Origin of the sequence: Blautia sp. CAG:257 (assembly GCF_000433815.1) — a bacterium.
Classification (GTDB): domain Bacteria; phylum Bacillota; class Clostridia; order Lachnospirales; family Lachnospiraceae; genus Blautia_A; species Blautia_A caecimuris.
Genome location: NZ_HF999108.1, coordinates 1 through 24,784, shown reverse-complemented (window position 1 = coordinate 24,784; position 24,784 = coordinate 1). Strand labels below are relative to the sequence as shown.

General features: G+C 44.4%; 21 protein-coding genes, 2 riboswitches and 1 other annotated feature. Of the genes, 4 read left to right on the top strand and 17 right to left on the bottom strand.

Annotated elements, in window-relative coordinates; genetic code table 11:
• The first annotated feature begins 29 nt into the window (after nucleotides 1-29).
• Nucleotides 30-2,018: a hypothetical protein gene (locus QVP40_RS11985; protein ID WP_022068630.1), complete on the top strand. Its 1,989-nt coding sequence runs from the start codon at nucleotides 30-32 to the stop codon at nucleotides 2,016-2,018.
• Nucleotides 2,019-2,191: 173 nt separating this feature from the next.
• Here the strand turns inward: QVP40_RS11985 and eno are convergent, their stop codons facing one another.
• Both eno and QVP40_RS11975 read right to left on the bottom strand, forming a co-directional pair.
• A complete protein-coding gene (gene eno / locus QVP40_RS11980) occupies nucleotides 2,192-3,532 on the bottom strand; it encodes a phosphopyruvate hydratase (protein ID WP_022068629.1) in 1,341 nt (446 codons plus the stop codon).
• A gap of 701 nt (nucleotides 3,533-4,233) precedes the next feature.
• Nucleotides 4,234-4,419, bottom strand: coding sequence for a helix-turn-helix domain-containing protein (locus QVP40_RS11975; protein ID WP_147599087.1), 186 nt, complete (start codon nucleotides 4,417-4,419; stop codon nucleotides 4,234-4,236).
• A 259-nt stretch (nucleotides 4,420-4,678) separates the two neighbouring features.
• Between QVP40_RS11975 and QVP40_RS11970 the strand changes: the two genes are divergently transcribed.
• Nucleotides 4,679-5,557: an aldose 1-epimerase family protein gene (locus QVP40_RS11970; RefSeq protein WP_022068628.1), complete on the top strand. Its 879-nt coding sequence runs from the start codon at nucleotides 4,679-4,681 to the stop codon at nucleotides 5,555-5,557.
• A gap of 287 nt (nucleotides 5,558-5,844) precedes the next feature.
• On the opposite strand, the gene QVP40_RS11965 is transcribed toward QVP40_RS11970, so the two are convergent.
• The 5 genes from QVP40_RS11965 to QVP40_RS11945 are packed head-to-tail and all read right to left on the bottom strand — an operon-like array spanning nucleotide 5,845 to nucleotide 12,615.
• The gene (locus QVP40_RS11965) at nucleotides 5,845-7,389 is read right to left on the bottom strand and encodes an FGGY-family carbohydrate kinase (RefSeq protein WP_022068627.1); all 1,545 of its coding nucleotides are present in this window, start codon (nucleotides 7,387-7,389) and stop codon (nucleotides 5,845-5,847) included.
• 22 nt (nucleotides 7,390-7,411) lie between these two features.
• Complete coding sequence (locus QVP40_RS11960) at nucleotides 7,412-9,157, bottom strand: FAD-binding oxidoreductase (RefSeq protein ID WP_022068626.1); 1,746 nt, start codon at nucleotides 9,155-9,157, stop codon at nucleotides 7,412-7,414.
• Nucleotides 9,150-9,629 carry a DUF1667 domain-containing protein gene (locus tag QVP40_RS11955; RefSeq protein ID WP_022068625.1) on the bottom strand — a complete coding sequence of 160 codons (480 nt, stop codon included), beginning with the start codon at nucleotides 9,627-9,629 and terminating at the stop codon, nucleotides 9,150-9,152. The genes QVP40_RS11960 and QVP40_RS11955 overlap by 8 nt, the downstream gene beginning before the upstream one ends.
• Nucleotides 9,626-10,900 carry an NAD(P)/FAD-dependent oxidoreductase gene (locus tag QVP40_RS11950; protein ID WP_022068624.1) on the bottom strand — a complete coding sequence of 425 codons (1,275 nt, stop codon included), beginning with the start codon at nucleotides 10,898-10,900 and terminating at the stop codon, nucleotides 9,626-9,628. The genes QVP40_RS11955 and QVP40_RS11950 overlap by 4 nt, the downstream gene beginning before the upstream one ends.
• Nucleotides 10,897-12,615 (bottom strand): NAD(P)/FAD-dependent oxidoreductase, encoded by a 1,719-nt coding sequence (locus QVP40_RS11945; protein ID WP_022068623.1) that lies wholly within the window; start codon nucleotides 12,613-12,615, stop codon nucleotides 10,897-10,899. Before QVP40_RS11945 ends, QVP40_RS11950 begins: the two co-directional genes overlap by 4 nt.
• A 250-nt stretch (nucleotides 12,616-12,865) precedes the next feature.
• Between QVP40_RS11945 and QVP40_RS11940 the strand changes: the two genes are divergently transcribed.
• Nucleotides 12,866-13,435, top strand: a complete 570-nt coding sequence (locus QVP40_RS11940) for a TetR/AcrR family transcriptional regulator (protein WP_022068622.1) — start codon at nucleotides 12,866-12,868, stop codon at nucleotides 13,433-13,435.
• A 163-nt stretch (nucleotides 13,436-13,598) separates the two neighbouring features.
• On the opposite strand, the gene QVP40_RS11935 is transcribed toward QVP40_RS11940, so the two are convergent.
• From QVP40_RS11935 to QVP40_RS11920, 4 genes are all read right to left on the bottom strand, one after another.
• Nucleotides 13,599-13,871 (bottom strand): hypothetical protein, encoded by a 273-nt coding sequence (locus QVP40_RS11935; RefSeq protein WP_022068621.1) that lies wholly within the window; start codon nucleotides 13,869-13,871, stop codon nucleotides 13,599-13,601.
• Nucleotides 13,868-14,482, bottom strand: coding sequence for a response regulator transcription factor (locus QVP40_RS11930; RefSeq protein WP_288200548.1), 615 nt, complete (start codon nucleotides 14,480-14,482; stop codon nucleotides 13,868-13,870). Before QVP40_RS11930 ends, QVP40_RS11935 begins: the two co-directional genes overlap by 4 nt.
• Before the next feature lie 117 nt (nucleotides 14,483-14,599).
• Nucleotides 14,600-15,358: a TraX family protein gene (locus QVP40_RS11925; protein WP_022068619.1), complete on the bottom strand. Its 759-nt coding sequence runs from the start codon at nucleotides 15,356-15,358 to the stop codon at nucleotides 14,600-14,602.
• A complete protein-coding gene (locus QVP40_RS11920; protein ID WP_022068618.1) occupies nucleotides 15,355-16,134 on the bottom strand; it encodes a 4Fe-4S binding protein in 780 nt (259 codons plus the stop codon). Before QVP40_RS11920 ends, QVP40_RS11925 begins: the two co-directional genes overlap by 4 nt.
• Nucleotides 16,135-16,340: 206 nt before the next feature.
• Here QVP40_RS11920 and QVP40_RS11915 point away from each other — a divergent pair, with 206 nt between their 5' ends.
• Nucleotides 16,341-17,213 carry a phosphoribosylaminoimidazolesuccinocarboxamide synthase gene (locus QVP40_RS11915; protein ID WP_022068617.1) on the top strand — a complete coding sequence of 291 codons (873 nt, stop codon included), beginning with the start codon at nucleotides 16,341-16,343 and terminating at the stop codon, nucleotides 17,211-17,213.
• A 102-nt stretch (nucleotides 17,214-17,315) separates the two neighbouring features.
• Here the strand turns inward: QVP40_RS11915 and QVP40_RS11910 are convergent, their stop codons facing one another.
• The 6 genes from QVP40_RS11910 to QVP40_RS11885 form a co-directional block, all read right to left on the bottom strand.
• Nucleotides 17,316-18,143 (bottom strand): TrmH family RNA methyltransferase, encoded by an 828-nt coding sequence (locus QVP40_RS11910; RefSeq protein WP_022068616.1) that lies wholly within the window; start codon nucleotides 18,141-18,143, stop codon nucleotides 17,316-17,318.
• A 2-nt stretch (nucleotides 18,144-18,145) separates the two neighbouring features.
• Nucleotides 18,146-18,871, bottom strand: a complete 726-nt coding sequence (locus QVP40_RS11905) for a DNA alkylation repair protein (protein WP_022068615.1) — start codon at nucleotides 18,869-18,871, stop codon at nucleotides 18,146-18,148.
• A 490-nt stretch (nucleotides 18,872-19,361) separates the two neighbouring features.
• Complete coding sequence (locus QVP40_RS11900) at nucleotides 19,362-20,780, bottom strand: alanine/glycine:cation symporter family protein (protein ID WP_022068614.1); 1,419 nt, start codon at nucleotides 20,778-20,780, stop codon at nucleotides 19,362-19,364.
• Between the two features lie 106 nt (nucleotides 20,781-20,886).
• A riboswitch (glycine riboswitch) is annotated at nucleotides 20,887-20,988 on the bottom strand.
• Between the two features lie 9 nt (nucleotides 20,989-20,997).
• Nucleotides 20,998-21,072, bottom strand: a riboswitch (glycine riboswitch).
• A 95-nt stretch (nucleotides 21,073-21,167) separates the two neighbouring features.
• Nucleotides 21,168-22,193, bottom strand: coding sequence for a bile acid:sodium symporter family protein (locus QVP40_RS11895; RefSeq protein WP_022068613.1), 1,026 nt, complete (start codon nucleotides 22,191-22,193; stop codon nucleotides 21,168-21,170).
• A 54-nt stretch (nucleotides 22,194-22,247) separates the two neighbouring features.
• Nucleotides 22,248-22,476: a binding site (T-box leader), on the bottom strand.
• A gap of 98 nt (nucleotides 22,477-22,574) precedes the next feature.
• Nucleotides 22,575-24,560, bottom strand: coding sequence for an ABC transporter permease (locus tag QVP40_RS11890; RefSeq protein ID WP_022068612.1), 1,986 nt, complete (start codon nucleotides 24,558-24,560; stop codon nucleotides 22,575-22,577).
• A partial coding sequence (locus QVP40_RS11885; protein ID WP_288200547.1) for a hypothetical protein occupies nucleotides 24,557-24,784 on the bottom strand: 228 nt, incomplete at its 5' end. The genes QVP40_RS11885 and QVP40_RS11890, both read right to left, overlap by 4 nt.

The following is a 24,784-nucleotide window of genomic DNA, read 5'->3' as shown; positions in this document are numbered from 1 at the left end:
AAACTTATTACATTTAAAGGATGGTCAACATGAAAACTTCAACAAACAGAATTATGGCTTTTTTTGCCTCTCTTATACTGTCTGCCGGCTTTGCAGTATGCTGTTTCAGAATACCGGCTCTGTCAGCGGCTGTCAGTTCCATTGGAAATGTAAATCTTCTCACTTATGCAATGACAGTTATTTTATTCTGCGTTTCCTATCTTATTTTTTCAATTCTTCTGGCACGCACAGAGAAGCCCTGCTTTTTTGACGCGCCCAGAAACGCTTTTTTTACAGTAGTACTTCTTATAACGGTAAATATTCTTTTCTTTATCCGCATGTACCGCCTGGAAGTAGATGTTTACGGTTCTGTTTCCGCAAGATACGTCTGGCATTCCATTCCTTTCTGGCTTGTACTGATCTGCCTTGTGACAGAAGGGCTCGTTTTTCTTCATTTTGCCAGAAATAATAACTTTTCTGTAAAAGCCTGGGCCATGTCCCTTTTCTATGAGCTTCTCACACTTCTGGTTGCCTATAACTTTTATACCCCGGAGGTTTTTCTCAGAAACGAACCGGACCGTCTTCATATGGATGCATATTTCAATTCCATATATAATGTACTGCACGGAAGCCCTTACACGGAATATACCACCAGTATTTACGGTCACTACGGAATTTTATACAAGCTTCCCATGAAGATCCTTGGAGGCGATCTGATCGATTTTATTCTTCTGAATACCATCATCGGCGCCCTTTGCTTCCTTGCAGCTTTTCTGACCCTTCATTTTATTGTAAAAAATGATCTTTTAAGAATTCTGGGCTCCATTGCCCTGACCTTTCCCGTTCTTTCCATGAGAAGCGGAATCTACTGGCAGCTATGGCCACACAGAATTCTTTTTATGTGCCTGATGCTTTTCTGGATCGCCTTTTGTGTGCGTTTCAAAAAAAGCGGACGCCTCATCTGTATTCTGGGCTATGGGCTTTCGCTTCTCGGCATCCTGTGGAATACAGAAACAGGGCTTTTCTGTGCAGTTTCCTGGGCAGCATTCTGGATCCTCCGCTGCCTCTGCCACAAAAAAGACTCCTGGGTTCCGGTTTTAAAAACCTGTCTTCTGCACTTTGCAGGAATCCTTCTCAGCTTTATGGGAGCATATGCTGCAGTTGAACTGTATAACCTCATGAGCGGAGGTCATATTACAGGAATCCGGGAATTTCTTTTCCCGCTCCTTCAGTCCTCTTACATGGATGGTCTTCTGAGAGTGGATCTTCCGGATTTTGCAAGCGCCTATATGGTAATCCTTGTGTTATTTTTTATAGCCTGTGCCCGGGGTATTTCCCACATATGGTTTGTCCGCGCACAGGATGAAACAGACAGCCGTCATCTCCTTCGCGTCTGCTTCACTTTTGCTGCCGCAGTCCTTTCGTTAGGGCAGATCACATATTTTATCAACAGAGCGGCTTATCACAATCTGGAGATCATTCACATTCCATGTATTCTGCTTCTGTGTATTTTTGCCGAAGAAGGAATGAATACTTTCCAGACGTTCCGCATTAAAAACATGAACAGTTTCAGCGGAATGCAGATTTTTAAAGGTACTTTTACTGCTGTTTCCCTGCTTGTTCTGATGACTGTCTCTACCGGAAACATCATTCAGTACGGTCAGAACACAGCTCTCAGAGAGGAACTGCACAATGAGCAGGAACTGAATGATTTCGCCGCCCATATCGCTGCAAATATCCCGGAAAACACCTACGCCTTTGGAATCGGTGTACCGGAGATTTATTCCATCCTCCGCTGGGATACCGGATGCTATACGCTGGATCTGGCCGATCTTTCTCTGAGACCGGAGGCAGGAGACTATATCATGGATGATATCAAAGCCAAAAAAATTCCTGCCTTTCTTGCCGGAGAGGGAACCATCAGCCGTCTGGAAAAATACAGCTCCAGAGAAAAAAGCCAGTGGCTTCTGGATACCTATGAAATTTCCCGGGAATTTGAATTTAAAGGAGCTGTACTTCAGTATTTTACTTTAAAATAATAATGTGTACGTTGTTTTTAAACAAAGCATTTTTATTTACCGGGAAGGTCGGCACATAATGTATTACTTTCCTGACAAAACAAAAAATCCTCCGTTCTGCCCAAAGCGCCGCGGAGGATTTTTTATTTTCAAATACATTCTGCTTTTGTCATATAACAGTCCTCTGCCTGCTGCTATACATTTTCCTCCGAAAATCCCCTGAAAGGATTCTGATACTCTCCATTTTCGCCAAGCTGCTCTGCAATACGGAGAAGCTGGTTATACTTTGCATTTCTGTCAGAACGGCAGGGCGCTCCTGTTTTTATCTGGCCTGCACCTGTGGCAACTGCCAGATCTGCAATAAAGGAATCCTCTGTCTCTCCTGATCTGTGGGAGATCACTGCCCGGTATCCGTTTTCCTGCGCCAGCCGGACCGTATCCATAGCCTCTGTCAGAGTACCGATCTGATTTACTTTTACAAGCACTGCATTGGCTGCCTGAAGTCGGATCCCGCAGGTCAGTCTCTTTTTATTTGTTACAAAAAGATCATCTCCTACCAGCTGTATTTTGTCTCCCAGCCGCTCTGTCAGTTTCTTCCAGCCTTCCCAGTCGTCTTCCTCCAGCCCATCCTCAAGAGATACCACAGGAAATTCTTCCAGTAATCCCTCATAATATTCAATCATCTCAGAAGAGTCTCTGAATACATCTTTTCCTTTCATTTTGCTTTCTCCGGGAAAATAGTAAACCCCTTTTTCTTCTTCATACAATTCACTGGCTGCTGCGTCTATGGCAATTGCGATCTGCTTTCCCGGTTCGTATCCGGCCCTTTCCACTGCCTGGATGATCAGCGCCAGCGCATCTCTGGAATCCTCAAGATCCGGCGCAAAGCCTCCCTCATCGCCTACTGCTGTAGACAGATTTTTTTCTTTGAGAATGATCTTCAGAAACTGATAGATCTCCACGCACATGCGGATTCCTTCTGAAAAATCTTCCGCCCCCACAGGCATGATCATAAATTCCTGAAGATCCACGGTATTATCTGCATGGCGTCCTCCATTCAGAATGTTCATCATGGGCACAGGCAGCTTTCTGGTATGACAGCCGCCCAGATATTGATAAAGAGGAATTCTCAGAGCTTCCGCAGCCGCCCTTGCCACTGCCAGAGAAACACCCAGAACTGCATTGGCTCCTATACTGCTTTTATTGTCTGTTCCATCGACTTCTGCCAGAAGTCTGTCTATATTCATCTGATCAAGCGCATTTTCTCCCACAATTGCTTCTGCAAGTTTTGTATTTACATTATTTACAGCTTTTTCCACACTGAGCCCAAGGTATTTTCCCTTCTCACCATCCCGGAGCTCCACTGCCTCAAATCTTCCGGTAGACGCCCCGGAGGGAACTATGGCTCTTGCTGTATATCCATGGATTCCAACAATCCCTTCTCCTGCTGTAACTTCAACCTCAACCGTAGGATTTCCCCTGGAGTCCAGGACTTGTCTTGCGTGAATTCTGCGTACAGGTAAATAACGCAACATATTTTTACCTCCTAAGACTTGATAATCCTATCTTATCCTGAATCCCTTTTTCTATTCACCGGAATTCATTAATATTTTCAGTTAATTATGTATATAAAGTTATTTTTAGCAGTTAAAACAATATTTATTTTAATTTTATCAATTTTCTTATTGACAAATCCCATTTTATCTGTTATAGTAAGCTCATAAAACAAAAGGAACTTAAAAATAAATCAAAAAGGAGTGAGACCACCGAAAACATAAACGAAATCTCAAAATCCAACAAGGAGGTACAGACCACCAGAAACGTAAAATAATTCATCATAATCTATGAAAGGAAGGTACAGACCACCGAGAACATAATCTTAATTCCAGAATGTTTTATAAAAATTTAAGGAGGACTAATCCATTGGACAGTGAACATTAAAAAGAGCCAGCAGAAAATCAAATCTGATGGCTCTTATTTTTGTTGTCATATGCATAAAAAGAAGGACAGAGTTTCCTCGACGCTGCTACGGACAAGATCCTTTAAATCGTGCTTTATTAAATCTTCATTGAGTTGTATAAAGTTATCAGACATCGTTCTGTACCTCCTATGGTGAATTTTGTGTGGTAACTTTATTCTACCAAACGGCTATAGACCATGTCTGTTTTTATGAAATTGAATTTGCGAAATTAATTATACGTTATCGTGCAGAGCACTGATGCAGAAAAGCCAGTCATCAATCAGTGAAGGTTCTGCCGTAGACTCCACTTTTTTCAAAACAAATGTGATTTTTCACTTCTTTGGAGATGGTTATGCAATCCTTGTTTAAAAACCGACCAATCGCGTTAAAGCTTTCGTCCTTGTTTAACATGGCTTCAATGATAATTCGTGAAGCAAGAGTTAAATGTTTTTGTTTATTCATAAGGACTTCCTTTCTGCCGGGAGGAATAGCCATATTTATAGAATGGTTTTAACAGAACGTTTGGAAAAATTAAATTCCATGGTTAAGAGAAGATAGATTTGCAGGATTAAATTCCACAGAAGATTGGAATTTAATCCTGCAATTGAGTACCAAGTAAAAAACAACATATTTTTATTCTTATTTTTGTGCAGTTTTTCTCGTTATTTTTTCAGAAATCTGGTATACTTGATACATCAAATTTTTTATTGGAGGATATATCATGATTCGTACACTGGAAAACGATCAGCTTCGGGTACAGATCAATGATCTTGGCGCTGAGCTGACTGAAATCTATGACAAAACAAATGACCGTCAGGTACTCTGGAATGCAGATCCTTCTTACTGGAACCGCCATGCCCCTGTCCTGTTCCCAAATGTGGGCCGCTATTATGAAAATAAATGTCTTATTAACGGAAACACCTACCACTGCGGACAGCATGGATTTGCCCGTGATATGGAATTTACCTGTACAGAGTCCTCACAGACCTCTGTCACCCATCTTGTGACCTCTTCTGATTCAACAAGGGAAACTTATCCTTTTGATTTCCGTCTTCTTATCACCCATGAGCTTTCCGGAAGAGATCTGACTGTACGCTGGACCGTGATCAATGAGGATTCTCAGACCATGTACTTTACTATCGGAGGACATCCTGCCTTTAATGTGCCTGCGGTTCCGGATACTTTCCAGGATCAGTATTATCTTACTTTTAACCATGAATCAGAGCTTACCTGCAGTCTCCTGGATCTTTCCCACGGAACTGTATTTGAGGGAAAAACCTATCCGCTTGCTCTGGAACACGGACGCTGTCATATCAAAAGAAAGCTTTTTGACAACGATACTCTGGTATTTGACAACGGGCAGGTAACCCGGGCAGGAATCGCCTTTCCGGACGGAACTCCTTATGTGGAAATCACCTGTAAGGGATTTCCGAACTTTGGTATCTGGAGCGCGCCGGATTCTCCCTTCGTCTGCCTGGAACCCTGGATGGGACGCTGCGACAACACCGGCTTTGCCGATGAGCTTTCTTCCAAGCAGGACATCAACACCCTGGCGGCCGGAGAGACCTTTAAACAGTTTTACACCATATCTGTGAAATAGAAAAAGCCTTCTGTATCCGATTTTTGTTCCGTGTAAGCTTTATGTTTTTATATACTTGAATCACTAATACTTCTTTAAATAATACAAAAAACTTCCGGGGAAGGAGCAGATTTGACTCCCATGAGCCAAATCTGCTCCTGTTTGGAACTATCTATTTCCCGACAGCCCCTTCCCCGGAGTTTTTCTGTACAGAAACGCGCTGTTTCTGATTTTATATTCTGCTTTTACAGTTCCTGCATTTTCCTGGCAGCCCCGGAGCTCATCCGGCTTTTAACAGACTTTCTCCATCATTTGATCCTGCTCATTTTTTCATAAATTCCTGACAGGCTGGGATATATCTGCTGATATACCTCCTCATAAAGTTTCCGGTATACTGCATGCTGCCGCCGGTTTGGTTTAAATACATCTTTTTTATGAACCATACACCTCAATGCTTCTCTGTAATCCTCAAACACGCCCAGCGTCACAAATGCAGAAATCGCGCTGCCGATCCCCGACACTTCATAAGTCTGAGTTCTTACTACCGGCAAACCGAACATGTCTGCAGTGATCTGACAGATCTCACTGCTCTGAGCGCCTCCGCCGCCTACGCGAATCTCTTCAAAACGAAATCCTCCTTTTTTCTCCATATGACGCATTCCATCCATCAGGGCAAAATTGATTCCTTCTATGATTGCCCGGTAAAGATGGATTCTGGTATGAACATCCGACAGACCTATTACGGAACCTTTTGCCTCAGGCATGGTAAGGTTTGGTGTAAAATACGGCTGGAGCAAAAGCCCGTCGCAGCCTGCAGGAATCTCTTTCAGGCGTCTGTTCAGAAGCTCCTCCGGCTGAATATCTGACTCCAGCGCTTCCATAACTTCTTTCTGGGCAAACTCTTTTTTAAACCAGGAAATCAGCCAGTATCCTCTGAAGATTTCTATTTCCGGAGTATAATGCCCGGGAAGGATAGAATCATAGGGCGGTATAAACGTTTCCGGTTCCAGATAATCAGAAGTGGTAAACGTAACAGTAGCTGTGGTTCCAAAACTGAAAGCCGCCCTTTTTTTATTGACACAGCCAAGACCCAGAATTTCGCAGGCCTTGTCTGTACCAGTGGCGATCAGCTTCAGATCCTTATTCAGTCCCAGATCTTCTGCAGCAGTCTCTGTAAGAGAGCCGATATAATCGCCGGGATCCACCAGCTCGCACATCATTTCATCCGGAATATCAAAAACCGGTCGAACCAGATCATTTTTCTTTTTCCAACAACGGTTTTTAAAATCATAAGGAACATATCCCACGATGGACGCCGTAGAATCTGCCAGTCTTCCGGTAAGCCTGTAATTCAGATATGCACTCAGAAGAACATATTTCTTTGTTTTTGCCCAGATATCAGGTTCGTTTTCCCGAATCCAGTTACAATGAGATTTCTGGTATTGGAGATTTAAGGTTTTTGTCATTCCCACTGCTTTTACCGCTGCAGAAATCCAGGGCTTCAGCGCAGGCGTCCCTGAAGCCCTTCTCTGATCCAGCCATAAAATTGCAGGACGCAAAGGTTCCCCGTCCCGTCCAAGGCAGACACTGGTACAACGGATCGTTGTAAGCGTTACTGCCCGGATCTGAGCAAAAATATCCGGAAAGCTCTCCCGAAGCTGTCTGGAAACACGGCACAGATTCTGGTAATAAAAATCAGGATCCTGTTCTGCCCATCCGGATTTTCTTGAAACATAAGCCGGATGATGGCCCTTCTGGGCTTTTGCCAGTATTTTCCCTTCCGAGGAAACAAGAAGAGCTCTTGTACTCTGGGTTCCAATATCAAAAACAAGGACAACTGATGTTTTTTTCACAGGTACTCCCTCCCTATGCAGATCAGTGTGTAATCCCTTCTTTCAGGTATTTCTTTTTATCCTCATCCAGATCCAGTCCAAGAGTACCGCCCGGATTCATCAGATAGTCTTTATCAAAATAATCCTTCAGAACCTTAACCACACCATACTCTGTATGTCCCAGGCTTCCCTCAAGCCACGGCGCAAACATTTTTCCGATTCCATGGTGGTGGCTGATCGCTGCTCCGGACTTCTGAATGGCATCAAGAATCGTTGTATGATATGCCCGGAATTTATCCGCTCCGCTCATCCTTGTAATAAAAATAAAATACAGGTTTGCCCCCTGTGGATAACAGTGGGACATGTGAGTTGTCACAATGGTATTGGGAAGCTTATGGCAGACTTTTCTCACTTCCCTGTGTACCTTTGCCATATTTGACCAGTTCACTGTACATTCCAGTGTATCTGTAACAATACCAAAATCCATCATGGTATCTCTCAGATACGGATCATTAAACCGTCCTTTTTCCCAGCTTTTTGTAACGTAGGAGGTAAGGCTCATTGCTTTATATTTATGAGCAATCCTTCTGATATTTGCAGCCACATTTTTGGAATAGCCCTTTCCGCCGTCTGTAAATCCAAGGAACAGACAGCGCTCCATATCCCGAAAGCCTCTGATATCCAGAAGTTTCCAAAGCGGCGTCTCATCCACATTATACAGTCTCAGCATAAGGTTTGTTTCCTCCGGGTCTGACAGACGGAATACGGAAGAAAATCCTGCCTCACACTGCATCATCTCTCTGGCTGCCGCCATGGCGACCTTCCAGTTTTTAAAAATATAGGAGAAACGTTTTCTGTTTTCCGGCATGTAGCGGAATACCTTTAAGGTCACCTCTGTCAGAACACCAAAAGCCCCCTCGCTTCCCATCATGATCTGGTTCAGATTCGGACCGGTAGCTTCTCTGGGATAGTGACTGGTCTGTATGTTGCCAATAGGGGTAGCATATTTTTGTGACAGCACAATATCTGTAATACAGCCATAGTAAGTACTGTTCTGGCCGGCTCCTCTTGTGACAACCCATCCGCCTACACTGCTGTACTCAAAGGACTGTGGAAAGTGCCCGCAGGTATAGGCGCGTCTAGCTCCAAAAACAGTCTGAGCGTTATTCAATATTTTTTCAAGTTTTGGCCCTGACATTCCAGCCTGAACAGTAATTGTCTGATCTGTTTCATTAAAAGAAACAACCTCATTAAAACGCAGACGCATATCCAGAGAGATTCCGCCGTTTACCGGCTCCACGCCCATGGTTACACTGCTTCCGCCTCCGTAAACATAAAGAGGGATTTTTTCTTTGGTACAATAAGCCACAATAGCCTCTACCTCTTCTGTTTTTGCCGGATAAACCACTGCATCCGGAAGTGAATCCAGACGTTTTTCTCTCAGACGCATGGCGTCATAGGCTGTTTTTCCATAGGCTACAGACACCCTCGCATAATCGTCTGTACGCACATACTTCTCACCAACGATCTCTTTCAGAGCATCTATATGCTTCTGCTCCAGACGTACCGGACAATTCGTAAGTTCTATCTTTTCCATTCCGATGCTTCCGTCATAATGTCGGAAATCGTCATCTGTCATCTTAAATTTTTCTTTCATCATTTTGTAAAGAGATTCTTTTGGATATTTTACAAAATCCGGATCTCCCCATCTGAATACAGAACGCCAGCTGTCTGTAGGCGCTGCTTCCTTCACCCATTTCGGCTCAAATCCTTTATATGGCTTACTCATAATTTCCTCCTTCCTGCGCGCGGTTTCTGCGCATACAGGTACTCTCCTGAGAGGTTCCTCCTTCCAGCGCGCAGTCTTTGTGCATACAGGTATTCTCCTTATTATTTTCCTCCAGATACTCCTTCAGAACACTGCTGGTAACGATCACATCCGCATGAAGACCAAGTACGTCAGGAATAAGAACATCGCCCCTTCCCATGGATTTTCTGACCGTCATATGATTGATTTCTTCCATAATCTGAAAAATTTTATCTTTTGGTATCTCCCGGGACACACGGACCGGAATCACCGGAACTGAATCCCAGGCAGTTTTTACCGTAGTAGAAAAAGTTCTTTTTGGACAGGTCATTTCACTTTCCGCAAATTGCTGCCCTCTTTTACATTTATTTCCAGTTACCTTCCACTGCCCATTTTCCAACTCTGCCTGCATACGGCAGCTGTTAGGGCAGGTAATACAAACAAGTTCCTTCATGACTGCACCTCCCCAAGCTGAAAAACAAGGGACGTTCCGACTATGTCTGCTTTTGACAGATCAATGACAACCCGCTCCATTTCCGGAGGCCTTACTGCCTGATATTTTTTCTCAAAAACTGTTTTTCCTGCTGAAACCGCTGTAAGCATACTTTCTCCCATAGTCCTTCTGCATCGGAAATAAAAAACAAGCTTTTTGTCCAGATCGCTTTTCCGGATCTTCTGGGGAACCACATAAGCAAGCCCTCCTTCTGTCTCCACGGAAATCCAGTTTTCCGCTGTTCTGTCAGCCTCTCCTTTCAGTTCTCCGGAATATCTGGCCGCAGAAGTTCCTGCCAGCTCTCCGCTTTCTGACACATAATCTACAAGATCATTGACATGAAAAGCATTCCCACAGGAAAATACTCCCGGCACATCCGTCATGGCCCATGAATCACAGACAGGGCCTTTTGTCCGGGGATCCATAGTAACCCGGAGACTTTCTGCCATTTCATTTTCCGGAATCAGTCCAACCGATAAAATCAGAGTATCACAGTCAATTCGCTTTTCTGTTCCCGGAACAGGCTGCATCTGTTCATCCACTTTGGCAATTTCCACACCTGTCAGCCGGTCATCCCCAAATATTCTTGTGACTGTTTCCGATAAATGAAGAGGAATATCAAAATCCTCCAGGCACTGGATCATGTTTCTGGTAAGTCCGGAAGGCTCCGGCTTCACCTCATAAACGCCGAGAACATCTGCCCCTTCCAGTTTCAGCCTTCTTGCCATGATAAGGCCGATATCACCGCTTCCCAGAATCACACATCTTCGGGCAGGCATCACCCCCTGCAGATTGGTAAAATGCTGCGCTGTCCCTGCCGTATAAACTCCGGCCGGTCTTGTTCCGTGAATGGAAACCTGTTTTGCTGTACGCTCACGGCAGCCTGTAGCCAGAATCAGGGTTCTGGATACCAGCATTTCCACTCCATTTCTGCTGACTGTCCACACCTGAAAATCCTGATCTGATTTCCGGATCTTTGTAACAAACGTCCACAGCTTCGCAGGAATTTCCAGTCTGTGAAATTCCTCAATAAACCGTTCTGCATACTCCGGTCCGGACAGCTTTTCCTTGAAACGCTGCAAACCGAAGCCATCATGAATACATTGTTTCAGAATACCTCCCAGCCGTCCTTCTCTTTCGATCAGAAGAACCTGTGCCCCTTCTTTTTTTGCGGCTATTGCAGCCGCAAGTCCTGCCGGGCCTCCGCCGATAACGATCACATCATAAATCATTTTCCGTCACCTGCCTTTGTTTTCCCGAATAAAAGATAACTGTCACCGCCGCTTTTTTTCACTTTCTCCAATGGTTGGCCTGTGACCTCACTGATGATTTCCGCCACAAGAGGCATACAGAAACCGCCCTGACAGCGTCCCATTCCCGGACGTACCCTCTTTTTTACTCCATCAACAGTATATACAGGAAGAGGCGAACACAGCGCATCCACAATCTCCCCCTTACTGATTTCCTCACAGCGGCATATCATCACCCCGTAATCCGGTCGTTTCTGAATCAGTTTATTTCTCTGTTCCGGAGACATTTCACGGAGTCTCGGAACACCTTTTCTGTAAGGGTTATAGCTCTCATTTTTCTTTACCGGATGTGAAACTGATACCATTTTTGCCGCCATTTTCGCCACATCTTTTGCAACTGCCGGAGCAGTGGTAAGCCCCGGCGACTGAATTCCTGCACAGTGGATCAGATTCTTTGTTTTTCTGCCCCGCTCAATTACAAAATCCTCCTCGAAAGTAGGAGCTCTTACCCCGGTGAAATATGTAATGATATCTCTCTGGGACAGTTCTTTAACAGTACCCTGCTGTTTTTTAAAATTATTCTCAATGCTGGATGCCTGGGTTGCAAAATTTTCCTTTTCATAAGTTTCCACTGCATCCGGACCGACCAGAAGATTATCATGAGCCGTATGGACAATCCCTCCGCCTTTTGTATGACCGGAAGTTTTTTTAAGAGTTTTCCAGGAGGCGATCCCGCCCATAAGTTTTCCGGCCTTTTTATCCAGAATGGCATTGGTTCCCCGCCTGGGGTGAATAGAATAAAATCTGTCCCCTGCCATTTCAGCCACATCTTCTGCAAAAACTCCGGCAGCATTGATTACGATCTCCGGATAGATCCGTCCTCTGTTGGTAAGCACACTTCTGATTTTTCCGCCTTTTACATCCATAGACAAAACCGCTGTATTCAAAGCCACCTCCGCCCCGTTCTGCACAGCGTTTTCTGCATAGGCAATGGTAAGACCATAGGGGCAGACGCTTCCTGCCATACTGTTATAAATTGCAAATTTCATATCCGGATTCAGATGGGGCTCCCGCTTTCTGAGAGTTTTTCCTGAAATCACCCGTGTATCGGAAACACCGCACATGTATTTTCTCTGACATGCATAAAGATATGCGGGAAGCAGCTCGCTCCAGTGCATCATACCCACATACTGACCGCATCTTTTAAAAGGTACGTCCAGCTCTTTGCAGATTTTTCCATACATCCGGTTTCCGGCAATCACGTAATGCTGTTTCAGAGTTCCTTTTCCAAGATCGATCCCCGGATGAACTTCTCCGTCATTGCGACCGGAAGCATGCATGGCAACATCACTTTCTTTTTCTGCCAGAAGTACATCCAGTTTCCATTTCATCAGTTCTCTGGCAATACTGGCGCCTGAAATTCCGCCGCCGATCACCAGAACATCCGGTTTTCTGCCTTCCAGGGCCTGATCCTGAATATGGGGAAGTTTCATTTTGGGAAGCTCTGTATTTTCCAGCTTCAGATTATTGATTACATGATATCTTCGCCTTTTATCCACGCATAAAGAGCAGGCTCCTACAATATCCTCCCATTTTTTCAGAGTTCCGGACAGAACTATATTTCCATCCTTCTCAGTTACCCGGATACTGTTTCCGTAGATGCTCCGTACCTTTTTTTGAAGCTTCTGACAATCCACTCATATCCCTTCTTTCACAAGTCGGTCGTATGTACGACTTTTTCTTTTATAGTATCACATTTTTATGCAAAGTCAACAAAAACATGATACATTTAATCACTTTAATATAAAATATATCCACATTTTTTTCATAAAACAATGCTCTGAATCCGCATCCGGAACATTCTTTTTCCTTTATGTTTATGGACAAAACACCCAAAACACGTTACAATAAATGAACAGTAATCAACTATTTTCAGGAGGTAACTTAATGGCCGCACCCAGAAAAGAAGATGTCCGCAGTCTGATCGTCAGTACCGCCGAAAAACTTCTGGAAGAAAAACCCTTTTCTGAGATTTCTCTTTCTCAGCTTGCATCTGAAGCAGGAATATCCAAGGGAACTCTCTACTATCATTTTAAAAACAAAAATGAACTGTTATTTGCGATCACAGACAAATATCTGGACGAGCAGTGGACAGAGCTTTGTCAGTGGACGGATAATGCAGATAAAGATACTTCCCTTCACCGTCTTGTCCGTTATGTTCTGGAACGCGACGTAGCCGGTGTCAAACTCCGCCTGCCTCTTTTTTATGATGCTATGATCGGCAATGAGGAAATAAGAACTCATCTGATACGCCGCTATCAGTGTTTCGCTTCTCTGATCGCCAAAAAAATTTCAGAGCGTACAGACAAGGTTTCAGGCGAATATTTTTCCTGGCTTCTTCTCCTTCTTTCTGACGGTCTTTCCATGCATCAAACAATACAGAACGATCACCTTGATACAGAAAAATTTATCAGTCAGACCGCCGCTTATATTGAACAGTTCTTTCCGAAAAAATAAAAAGAGCGCTGATCACATTTTTCCTGTAAGCCTCAATGGTCTGAGTTCAGTTTCGACCATTGAGGAACCGGTATATGTGAAGCGCTCTTTTCTTTTAACAATATTTCCTGTACAGCAGCAGTTCCATATAAAACCTTTGTTTTCTTATTCCATCCTCAGCCTCTCAACAATGCTCTGTTTTTCCAGATTTCTGAAGCAGCAACAGGGAATCAGAACTGCAAAGATCAAAAGCAGAGGCGTGCAGATAAGTAAAGGCAGAAGGGTAAAACGGAAAGTAGTAAAACCGCCCTCCACCATAGCCCGGATCACAACTCCCACTGCAAAAGAGCTGAGAACATAAGACACGATCAGGGTGATCCCTGCATAATAGAACCAAAAAAAGTGCAGCCAGGAGAAGCACTCCCACCCGCACTGCAGTGATCTTTTTTTCTTTCATTGCGCCCCTCCTGTCCATATATATCCCATACCGCGCACAGTTTTTATATAAGTATGAGCTTCATCCTCAATTTTTCCCCGAAGACGGTTCATGGTCACAGTCAGAGTATGATCGTCAATGAAATTTCCTCCTGCATCCCAGAGCTGTTCCAGGAGGTTTTTTCGTGGCAGAATGTTCCCCGCGTTTTCTGTCAGAACCTTCAAAAGCTTATATTCATTTGGTGTAACAGGCAGCCGTTCCTTTCCCCTGACTGCAGTCAGCGTCTTAAAGTCAAGAAGAATGTTCATATTAAAAGGCTTTGTCACATAATCCTCTGCCCCCAGATCAAATCCGTTCAGCACATCTTCCTCCAGATCATTTGCTGTCAGAAAGATCACCGGAAGCTGCGGTTTCTTATTTTTGATTTCCCTGCACAGTTCAAATCCATTTCCGTCCGGCAGATTTACATCAAGAAGCACAAGAGCAAATTCTTCATTTTCCAAAAGCTGGACTGCCTTTCTGACTGTATATGCCGCTACAGTCAGATAGCCGCCGGCATCCAGCTCAAAGCACAGGCCTGCGCTTAATGCAAGGTCATCCTCCACTACAAGTATTTTCATTTTTCTGTCCATTCCTTTTTCTTTTTAATATCTGTTTATCAAATTTTATGTCCGTCCGTTATTTACATCAAACCGGAAACAAAGCCTTACCCGGCAGATATAAATCCTTCCAGATCCAGCTTATTTTTGTCAGACAAACAAAAGCACTCTCACAAGTCCCAGTATCAGAAGATGTACCGGATAAAACCAGTAAAAAAACCACTTGGAAAAATTCCTGTGTGTTTCTGCCCTTTTACCGTTATAAAACCGCAGGATACAGATACCTGCCGTAGCCGGTCCTGCCATACTCAGAATCGTACAGAGTATATTTATGTCCATAGAAAATCTTCCAAAGCCGCCCAGGAAATTGAATGCCCCGAATACCAGAGTTCCTGTCAGGAATGCCCTTTTAAGCTTTCTGTGATCCCTGCCTGCATTCACAAAAAGAATGGTAAACGCAGGCGCAAGAACTGCCCAGTCACAGAACAGAGACAGAAGAATCAGCCCTGCCAGAGCAAGATTTCTGCTTAGAGGATTGATGATCTCTCTCATGGCTTTTATGATCAGAAAACATAAAAACAGCGTAAACAGCATATCCATTCCCGCAAAGCCTATGATTCCTTCCTCTGTCATGGCCAGACAATAGGGAATCTCCGAGATCACAGCAAACAAGAGCAGCCTCTGTCCATATTTTTTCGGAGATCTTGTATAAGTCATTCCCTCCACCAGGAAATAACACATCACAGGCGCAGTAAAATATCCCACGGCTGTTAATATCTCAGCCAATACAGTCCCTGGTTCCAGAAAAATAAAGGAAACATGGTTCAAAAGCATGGTGATCATGGCAATATATTTAATCGTGTCCCGGTTCATTTCTCTTTTTTCTGTAAGATTTCTGCTGTCCGTCATTCAGCTTCCCCCAGAAACAGCTCATTTTCTTTTCTTGTTTCAAACAGCTTTGCCATTTTCTTTTCTGCTGCAAAAAGAACCACTTTATTCAGGCTGCGTGCATGTTTCGGACAGACCGCAATACATCGCATACAGGAGATACATTTCTCTTCATCCACCTTCTTTACATTATTCAGGTCAATAGCGCCCACCGGACAGAGCGCCGCGCACCGTCCGCAGGAATTGCATGCTTTTCCCGGCTTCGGAATAAAAGGAATCGTCCCCAGCTCTTTGTAAGGATGATTTCCCGGAACACTGAGCTCTCCTGTTTTTTCCTGATGTTCCAGATATTCTCTGACCCTTTTTCCAAACTCCCGGAGTTCTTTCTGATCTGTTTCATCTGGTCTTCCCGCTGCAAATTTATGCATAATGGAATGTTCTGCAATGGCTGCCACTGCCGCTGCCGGGACAAATCCTGCCTTATCAGCCACATCTTTTAATTCAATCAGCGTGTCCTCATACGCCCTGTTTCCGTAAACGCATACCAGAACCGCCCGGGCCTGATTTCCTTTCATCATTCCAAGCCTTTTTGCAGCCTCCTGAGGAACTCTTCCCCCAAAAGAAGGAACTGCAATAAAACAGATATCCCCGCTTTTAAATACATGTCTGCTGTAATCTTCCTTTTCCGGCAAAAGACTTATCCTTCTTTTTTCGCCGTCCATTGCTTCCGTCAGAAGTTCTGTTACTTTATCGGTTCCCCCTGTGGGGCTGAATGTGATCTCATACACTGCCATCATGGTGTCCTCCTTATTTTTTGTCGAATATTATTATACTGCAAACAAATTCCCCGTTCAATCGGAATCCTGTTGAATTTGACTGTTCACTTTGTATTTTTAAAAGAACCCGAAAGAAGTTTTGAAATTGCTCTTGACAGAAACTGTCAAACAGTGCTACTTTTTACAGGGAAACGAAAAACAAAAATCTAATGATGAGGTGTGAACACATGCAGAATTTAAAACCGATCAAAGAAGGTAAGGTACGCGAGATCTACGATAACGGCGACAGCCTGATCATGGTTGCAACTGACCGCATCAGCTGCTTTGACGTAATTCTGAACAACGAGGTTACCAAAAAAGGCACTGTCCTTACACAGATGTCTAAATTCTGGTTTGATATGACAGAAGATATTCTGCCAAACCACATGATTTCTGTAGATGTAAAAGATATGCCGGAATTTTTCCAGAATGAAAAATATGACGGAAAATCCATGATGTGCAAAAAGCTGAACATGCTTCCTATCGAATGTATTGTCCGCGGCTACATTACCGGCAGCGGCTGGGCAAGCTATCAGGAAAACGGCACAGTCTGCGGCATTAAACTGCCGGAGGGCCTGAAAGAATCTGACAAGCTTCCTGAACCAATCTACACACCATCCACAAAAGCTGAGATCGGAGATCATGACGAAAACATCTCCTTTGAACAGAGCGTTGATCATCTGGAAAAATACTTCCCCGGAAAAGGCCGCGAGCTTGCTGAAAAGCTTCGTGACAACACCATTGCTCTGTACAAAAAATGCGCAGAATACGCACTCAGCAAAGGAATCATCATTGCAGATACAAAATTTGAATTTGGTCTTGACGAAAACGGAAACATGGTGATCGGTGATGAAATGCTTACACCGGACAGCTCCCGTTTCTGGCCTGCTGACGGATATGAACCGGGACACGGTCAGCCTTCCTTTGACAAGCAGTTTGCCCGCGACTGGCTGAAAGAAAATGACGGCCATGACTGGACTCTTCCTCAGGAGATCGTTGACAAGACTATCGACAAATATCTTCAGGCATATGAAATGCTTACAGGCGAAAAACTGAAATAAATCTTCTGACGAAAAAACACTGTGCAGCAGCTCTTTTACTGAGTGTCTGTACAGTGTTTTTCTTATGCAGGCTTCTCCTGGATCTGTGAAACCTGCTGCATTTTATTTTGTTCTTTTTCCAAGCTCCCAGAAAGCTACCGCGCTGGCAGCTGCCACATTCAGAGAATCCACCTGATGAGCCATGGGAATACGTACTGTATAATCGCAGCCGGCAATAGTACCGGCAGCCAGACCCTCTCCCTCTGTGCCAAGGATCACTGCCAGCTTTTTTTCTGCCTGCAGTTCCGGAGAATCAATACTGACCGAATCCTCGCAAAGAGCCATGGAAACTGTTTTAAATCCCATACCGGCTAAACAGCCCATCCCCTTTTCCGGCCAGTCCTTTTTTCCAAATCTGGTCCAGGGAATCTGAAACACAGTTCCCATACTGACTCTGGCAGCTCTCCGGTACAGGGGATCGCTGCATCCTGCAGTCAGAAGAACCGCATCCATATTCAGGGCTGCCGCTGACCGGAAGATTGCTCCCACATTTGTGGGATTTACCACATCTTCAAGAATGACAATGCGCTGTGCGTCTGCGCAGATTGTTTCCGGAGACAGGAGCTCTTTTCTTTTCATGGCGCACAGCATTCCTCTGGTAAGGGCAAAGCCGGTCAGCTGTGTCAGAAGCTCCTGTGTGGCTGTATAAACCGGAATGTCCGGAAATTTTTCTGTAAGCTCTCCCGCCGGACCTTTTAACTCCCTTTTTTCTGCCAGAAAAGAAACCGGGCAGTATCCTGCCTGAATGGCTCTCTCGATCACTCTCGGGCTTTCCGCAATAAAAAATCCGGGCTTTGGCTCACAGGCTCTTAAAAGCTGCACCTCCGAAAGCCTTGCATAAACATCCAGCTCCGGGCTCTGAAAATCTTTGATCTCTATTATCCTGTTCATAACTATTCCTCTGTATTTTTTTGTGACCGGGCTTTTTTTACCTTCAGAGTTCTCAGATAAGATTTTTGTTCCGGCGTGATCCGGTAACTTTCGCAGGATTTCTGAATGGCCTTGTTGTGAGTCCAGTCATCCAGCCTTTTCGCCTCTATATAGGGCAGCGCTTTTTCATACTGCTTTGCAAGAGCTGTGGCAAAATACCAGGCGATCATCATATTCACATAGTACTCCTGAGAGCGGATACCTGCAGCAAGCTCCAGGTACTCTTCCCTGAAATCTTCATCCAGAAAGTGCTGCATCAGCATCCCGATTCCATAGCGGACCGTATAGGTTTCATCCGATGAAATCCAGCGCCGCACCGATACCAGAAGCTGCTCTTTATGCTTTTTAAATATCTTAGGAGACATCATATCACAGGTAGCCCAGTTATTTATATATGGAAGAAATTTTTCAACTTCCTCCACGCACCTTTCAAAATCCTTTATCTGCTGGATCAGAAAAGCATGAACATTATTTTCCTCAAAATACTTATGAGGCAGGTCGTTAAAAAAGCTGCTGATGTCCTCTTCCTTTGCCAGTGTTCTGGCATATTTTCGCAGAACCGGAACCCGGATCCCGATCACAGTTTCCTTATCCACAGTGGGCATCAGCTTTGCGTGGAAATCCCGGTAAGGAAGGTCCTGCATTTCCAGAAGCTCTTTTCTTATCTTTTCTGTCAGATGTTTCTCCATAATCTCCCTCTTTCTGTACTTTTCTGAAGCTGAAGTGTGATTTTCCTGCTGCGTCTGCTCATGTTCCGAAAAATGGCATAATTCAGAACTCTTAAATATCCGGCTATGGATTTTCACTGAATTCATCCTGCGTTTTCTGTCCCGGAGCATGAAATGTTTTTATCATACCATGGATATAAGACTCAATGTTCGCATTACTCAGCCTTGTTCAATCTCCAGGCATGCCCTCTCGCTGGATTCATCCTGCTTTTTCTGTCCGGAGCATGGAATGTTTTTATCATACCATGGATATAAGACTCAATGTTCACATTACTCAGCCTTGTTCAATCTCCAGGCTTATCCTCTCTCTGGATTTTTTGTCCCGGATTCATTAAGTGTTCCTATTATACCATGTTCTTTGTCCTGCTCAAAGTATTTTGTATCAGAAAAGGCAGATATAAAAGCAGGAACAGTCTCGTCCAACTCCTATATCTGCCGTCACAGAGACGTATCAGTCTCTCTTATGTTTCTGGGCTTTAAAAAAGCTCTTTGTTTCCTTTACCACTACGCCGCTTAAAGCAAACATGGCGATCATATTCGGGATTGCCATCAGACCATTGAAGATATCCGCAATGGTCCATACCGCGCTTACCGTCATATAAGGGCCGATAAATACGGCAAAAATATAAAGCCAGCGATATGCAAGGATTGTTTTTCTGTTTCCCTTTGTAAGATATTCCAGGCATCGTTCACTGTAATAATCCCATCCCAGAATCGTAGTAAACGCAAAGAATACCAGACACACCATCAGTACAAAGGAAGCCACCTGCGGGTGAATGGGAAGTCCATGCTGAAATGCATAGGTAGTTACCTGTACGCCTTCCAGACCTTCTACCTGCCAGGCTCCTGTCAGCACAATGGAAAGTCCTGTCATTGTGCAGATCACAATGGTATCAATAAAAGTACCTGTCATACTTACAAGTCCCTGACGCACCGGCTCTTTTGTCTGCGCTGCCGCTGCCGCGATAGGAGCGCTTCCAAGTCCCGCCTCATTGGAAAAAATACCTCTGGCAACACCCTTCTGCATTGCCACGATCATACTTCCAACAACGCCTCCTGTTACCGCTGCCGGATTAAAAGCGCCGTTTACCACTGTCACAACTGCTGCCGGAACTTCTCTGATATGAAATAAAATCAATGCGATACTGAATCCAAAATAAATAACTGCCATAAAGGGTACAATAATCTGGCTGACTGTAGCAATTCTCTGAAGTCCGCCGATCAGAATCGCAGCCACACAAAATGCCAGGATCAGTGAAGAAATCACAACTGCCCAGGAGTACTCGCCCAGAAACGGAATGGTGACGCAGTTTGCTTTCTCCGGATCAAAAAAGTTCTGGATCGCGCTGGAAATACCATTTACCTGACTGAAGGTTCCGATTCCGAAAAGGCCTACACATACACCGAAAAATGCAAACATCTTTCCAAGCCATTTCCATTTGGCACCCATTCCCCGTTCAATATAGTAAAAAGGACCGCCAAGGCTGTGACCGTCTGCCGCCACAACCCGGTATTTCACTGCCAGAAGTCCTTCTGCGTATTTGGTTGCCATTCCAAAAAAAGCAGCCAGGATCATCCAGAAAAGGGCTCCCGGGCCTCCCGTGCACACTGCAGTTGCCACTCCTACGATATTCCCTGTTCCAATGGTAGCGCTCAGCGCAGTACAGAGAGCTGCAAAGCTGGATATTTCACCACTTCCGCCCTCTTCATTTTTGAACATCCATTTTAATGCCAGAGGCAGGCGCCGGATCTGAAGAAGGCCCAGACGGACAGTAAGAAGTACGCCGCCAGACATGATCAGGATCATCAGAGGTACGCCCCAGACAAAATCATCTACAGCTACAAGTATTTGATTCATCATACTCCACATGGTAAAAAATGCTCCTTCTGTATAAAATTTTACAGCCTTGGGATTAAAATTAAGATCATTTCTGAAAAGAGATAAAAAGACATATAGAAAAATGTTCTGCTTTAAGATAGCATACTCTGTCCTTTTGCCTGAGAGATTCAAGACGTCTTCTGCGTCATTTGCACCTTCGGCCTCTGTTTTAGAAACAGATGTCTCCAGAGAAACGATCCATCTGCAGTTTCTGCCCGAAATACGGGTACCTGAGAGTTTTACTCCTTCGGCGGGCCAAAAGCCTCTTTCCTGCAGACTTCATCTCGTTATTGCTGTTGCTGCGCTATAGTATAACGTTAATCTTTTGATTCGTCAATAGTTTTTTTATTTTATATTCCTTCGCAATGTGATTTCCGCTTAACATTCTGCTGCTGTATTCTCACTCTGAACCTTTTCTTTTTTTCTGTCAAAGCTGGCAAAGAATCCTGCGATCAGAGTTCCTGAAATCGAATGCCATACACAGGATACAGCACAGATCACAGCTGACTGCGGAGCGCTTGCAAACTGCGCTGTTGTAGTAGCAAGATTGGTAGCAAGACCTGCATTCTGCATTCCCACTTCAATAGAAATCGTTCTCTTTTTGGAGGTATTCATTCCAGTAAGCTTACCTGCTCCATATCCCAGAAGATATCCCAGACCATTGTGAAGAAGAACTGCCACAAAGATCACCACACCGGAGGTAAAGAAGTTGGAGCCCTGAGAAGAAATAACTCCGCCTACCACACAGGCAAGTCCCAGAACGGCAACGCCGGGCATTACCTTCTGAATCTCCTGAAAAGCTTTTTTCTTTCCAAGGAAACGATTTAACAGAAATCCCAGTCCCACCGGAAGAATCACAGTCTCAATAATGGAAACAAACATGGGAAGACCTTCTACGTTGATCTTTGTTCCGCTTGCAAGGAAAGAAACAAGAAGCGGAGTCATAATCGGGGATAACAGTGTGGATACTGTTGTCATTCCTACAGAAAATGCCACATCTCCTCCGCAGAGATAAGACATAATGTTGGAGGAAACACCACCTGGGCAGCAGCCTACCAGGATCAGCCCCAGAGCGATGGCATCCGGAAGCTGCAGTACTCTGCTGATCCCAAAAGCAAGAAACGGCATGATCAGATACTGCGCTGCCGCACCGATACAGATATCAAGAGGACGCTGCGCCAGGATCTTAAAATCCTCTGCTGTCAGTGTCAGACCCATGCTGAACATGATAATACCGATAATCATAGACTGACTGGTAAACTTATTTCCAACCATATCTGTAAACAGCTGATAATTGACCCAGCCCATCAGCTGCGGAACCAGAAAAGTAACTACTGCGATTGCAATCACTACCGCAGAAGTATAATCTGATAAAAATTTGCCTGCTTTTTGTAACGTTTTCATAATGCTTCCTCCATTCTTTGCGCAAGCACCAAAAAATCCCCTCCGGCTACTGCCGGAAGGGACGAATAGAATCCGCGGTACCACCCTGTTTCTGCATTGACTGCAGCTCTCACGTACTTTCATACGTTTTCCCTGTAACGGGGGATTCCGGCATGACTTACTGTTGTTTCAGTCAGCTCCTTCGAGATGATATCCATCCTCCCTGGTATATCTGCTTTCACCGGACGCAGACTCTCTGAAATACCATTACGGAACACAGACTTGTTCTCTTCATTGGATTTTGGTGCTTTATCACATTAATTTGTTATTATGATAGATATTATAATCCTATTTTTTCAAAAGTCAAGAACTTTTTATTATTATTTCTGTGGAAAGATTCCCTTAAAGAGTGCGTATTACTTCTACAACGTTCTGTTTTTTTAATGTACTCAGTGAAACCTTCACCGTTCCCCAGATCACACCAAAAGACACTGCAACAGTAATCAGCACCGCACCCCAGGGCATATGAAACCTGATGGGGAAAACCATTTTTACGCAGTATCCTATAACCATGACGATCAGCATTCCCACAGGAAGCCCTATAGCCAGCGCCTTTCCTGAACAGAGAATACTCTCTGTATTTAACATCTTTTCCAGAGATTCCGAAGTCATTCCCACGCTCTGCAGTACAGCCAGCTCCCTTGCCCTTGTTTTGATCTGAAAACTGACTGCGCTGATCACATTCAAAATCCCAATCAGTCCCAGCAGGAATACAAACGCATAGAAAAAAAAGGATGCCAGTACAATGGCAATGTTCATAAATTTTGAATAGTCCTCAGCTCCATATACCCGGCTGACATATCCCGCTTCCCCGTAGTCCATGCCATTCTGCGGAAAATAAGTTTCCAGAACCTGTCTGGCGTACTCCATATATCCGTTTTCATCCTCAGGCGTTGTCATCCAGGTATATCCTCTTACCTCCCCGCTGGGAACAACAATACGAACCGGATTTGTATTAGGGTAAAGAAGCTGTTTGGGAATCTCCTTCAAACTTAAAACAGCATCAATTTTTATGTCCTGACTGCTTCCGTCTGCTTTTTCCAGCTTCAGAGAAGTAATGGATGCCGGAAACGGCTCAATATGTTTTTCTGTTCCGCGGTCATTATACTTATAATCATTCAGCAGCAAAATTCCGCCATACTCCACACCGGCCTGTTTACACAGTTTTCTGTAATGTTTTTCATCCAGTATGATCCTCTCCACATCCAGAAGCATCTCTCCGTGTTCTTCTGTAATTTCTTCTTCCAGCGCCTTCTGCATTTCCGAAGTGAGATCCTCAGCACTTAAAGGCGCATCATAGGTTGCGTAATCCACTCCGCTTCCATATACTTCTGTCCCTTCATACTCGGAAAGCCTGGCTGAAATTTCTTCCGCAAGCTCTGAGCTGATCAGCTGTGCATGTTCTTCCCTCCGTCCGGTTTTCGGATTGGTGGTATATTTACGGTTTGCTGTATAATCGGCAATCACTGAATATCCGTAATCAAAAGTCATATATTCCCGGATCCCGTCTGCAATCTCCTTCAGACCGCTCATGGAAACAAATAAAATCATACTGACAGCCAGGGCCATAACCGCAGACTTCATCTGTTTTCGATCGGATGCCACATTTTTATGTGCAAGCTGATATTCAATCCTTGTTTTTCCGTTAATCTGTATTTTTGTATGAACATTCATTTTATCTTTTGTTTCCCCGCCGTTTCTGAGACAGTCAAGAGCAGAGATTTTCATGGCCCTTTTTGCCGGAAGCATAGCCGCAAAAAACACCGTAACACCTGAGATCAGAACAGATACCAGAAGAGCTGCCGGAGAAAAAACAAAGGACAGGCTGAAATTTACCTGCTTGATCATTATTCTTACCAGAGTGTTCATCTCTTCCATAAACTGATTTGAAATTCCAACTCCCACAAAGCTTAAAAGATATCCCAGCACAACTCCCAGAGGAATTGCCACAGTACACAAGATCAGACATTCATACATGATGGTTTTATATATCTGCTCCTTTGTTGCCCCCACACATTTCAGGGTGCCAAACTGAGCCACCCGTTCATTGGCGCTCATTCGGAAAACATTGGAGATCACAATCACAGACATTGCAATGATCAAAGCGCCCAGAATCGCCGCCGGAATCAGCAGAAGCAGGGTATAGGCTCCTTCAAACTCTCCATAATCCTCCCCCAGGAATCCCCGGACCATAGTATTTCCGCTTACTGCAAAATTGATCACTGCAGTAAGAAGAGCTGTGGATAGGCTGATTGCGGCAATGGTGATCACAGTTCTGGATTTTTTCCTTTTAATCTGGCTGTAGGCCAGTGCACACAAAATATTCATCCCCGGATCACCTCATCTCTAATGATCCTTCCGTCACTGATCGTAAGGATCCGGTCTGCCTGCAGCGCAATATTTTCATCGTGAGTGATCAGGATCAGCGTCTGACCGGCTTTTCGGTTGGCAGCCATAAGAAGCTCTATCACTTCCCTTCCGGATCTGCTGTCAAGATTTCCTGTAGGCTCGTCGGTAAACTGTACCCCTATCCCCTTATGCCTTGAAAATAG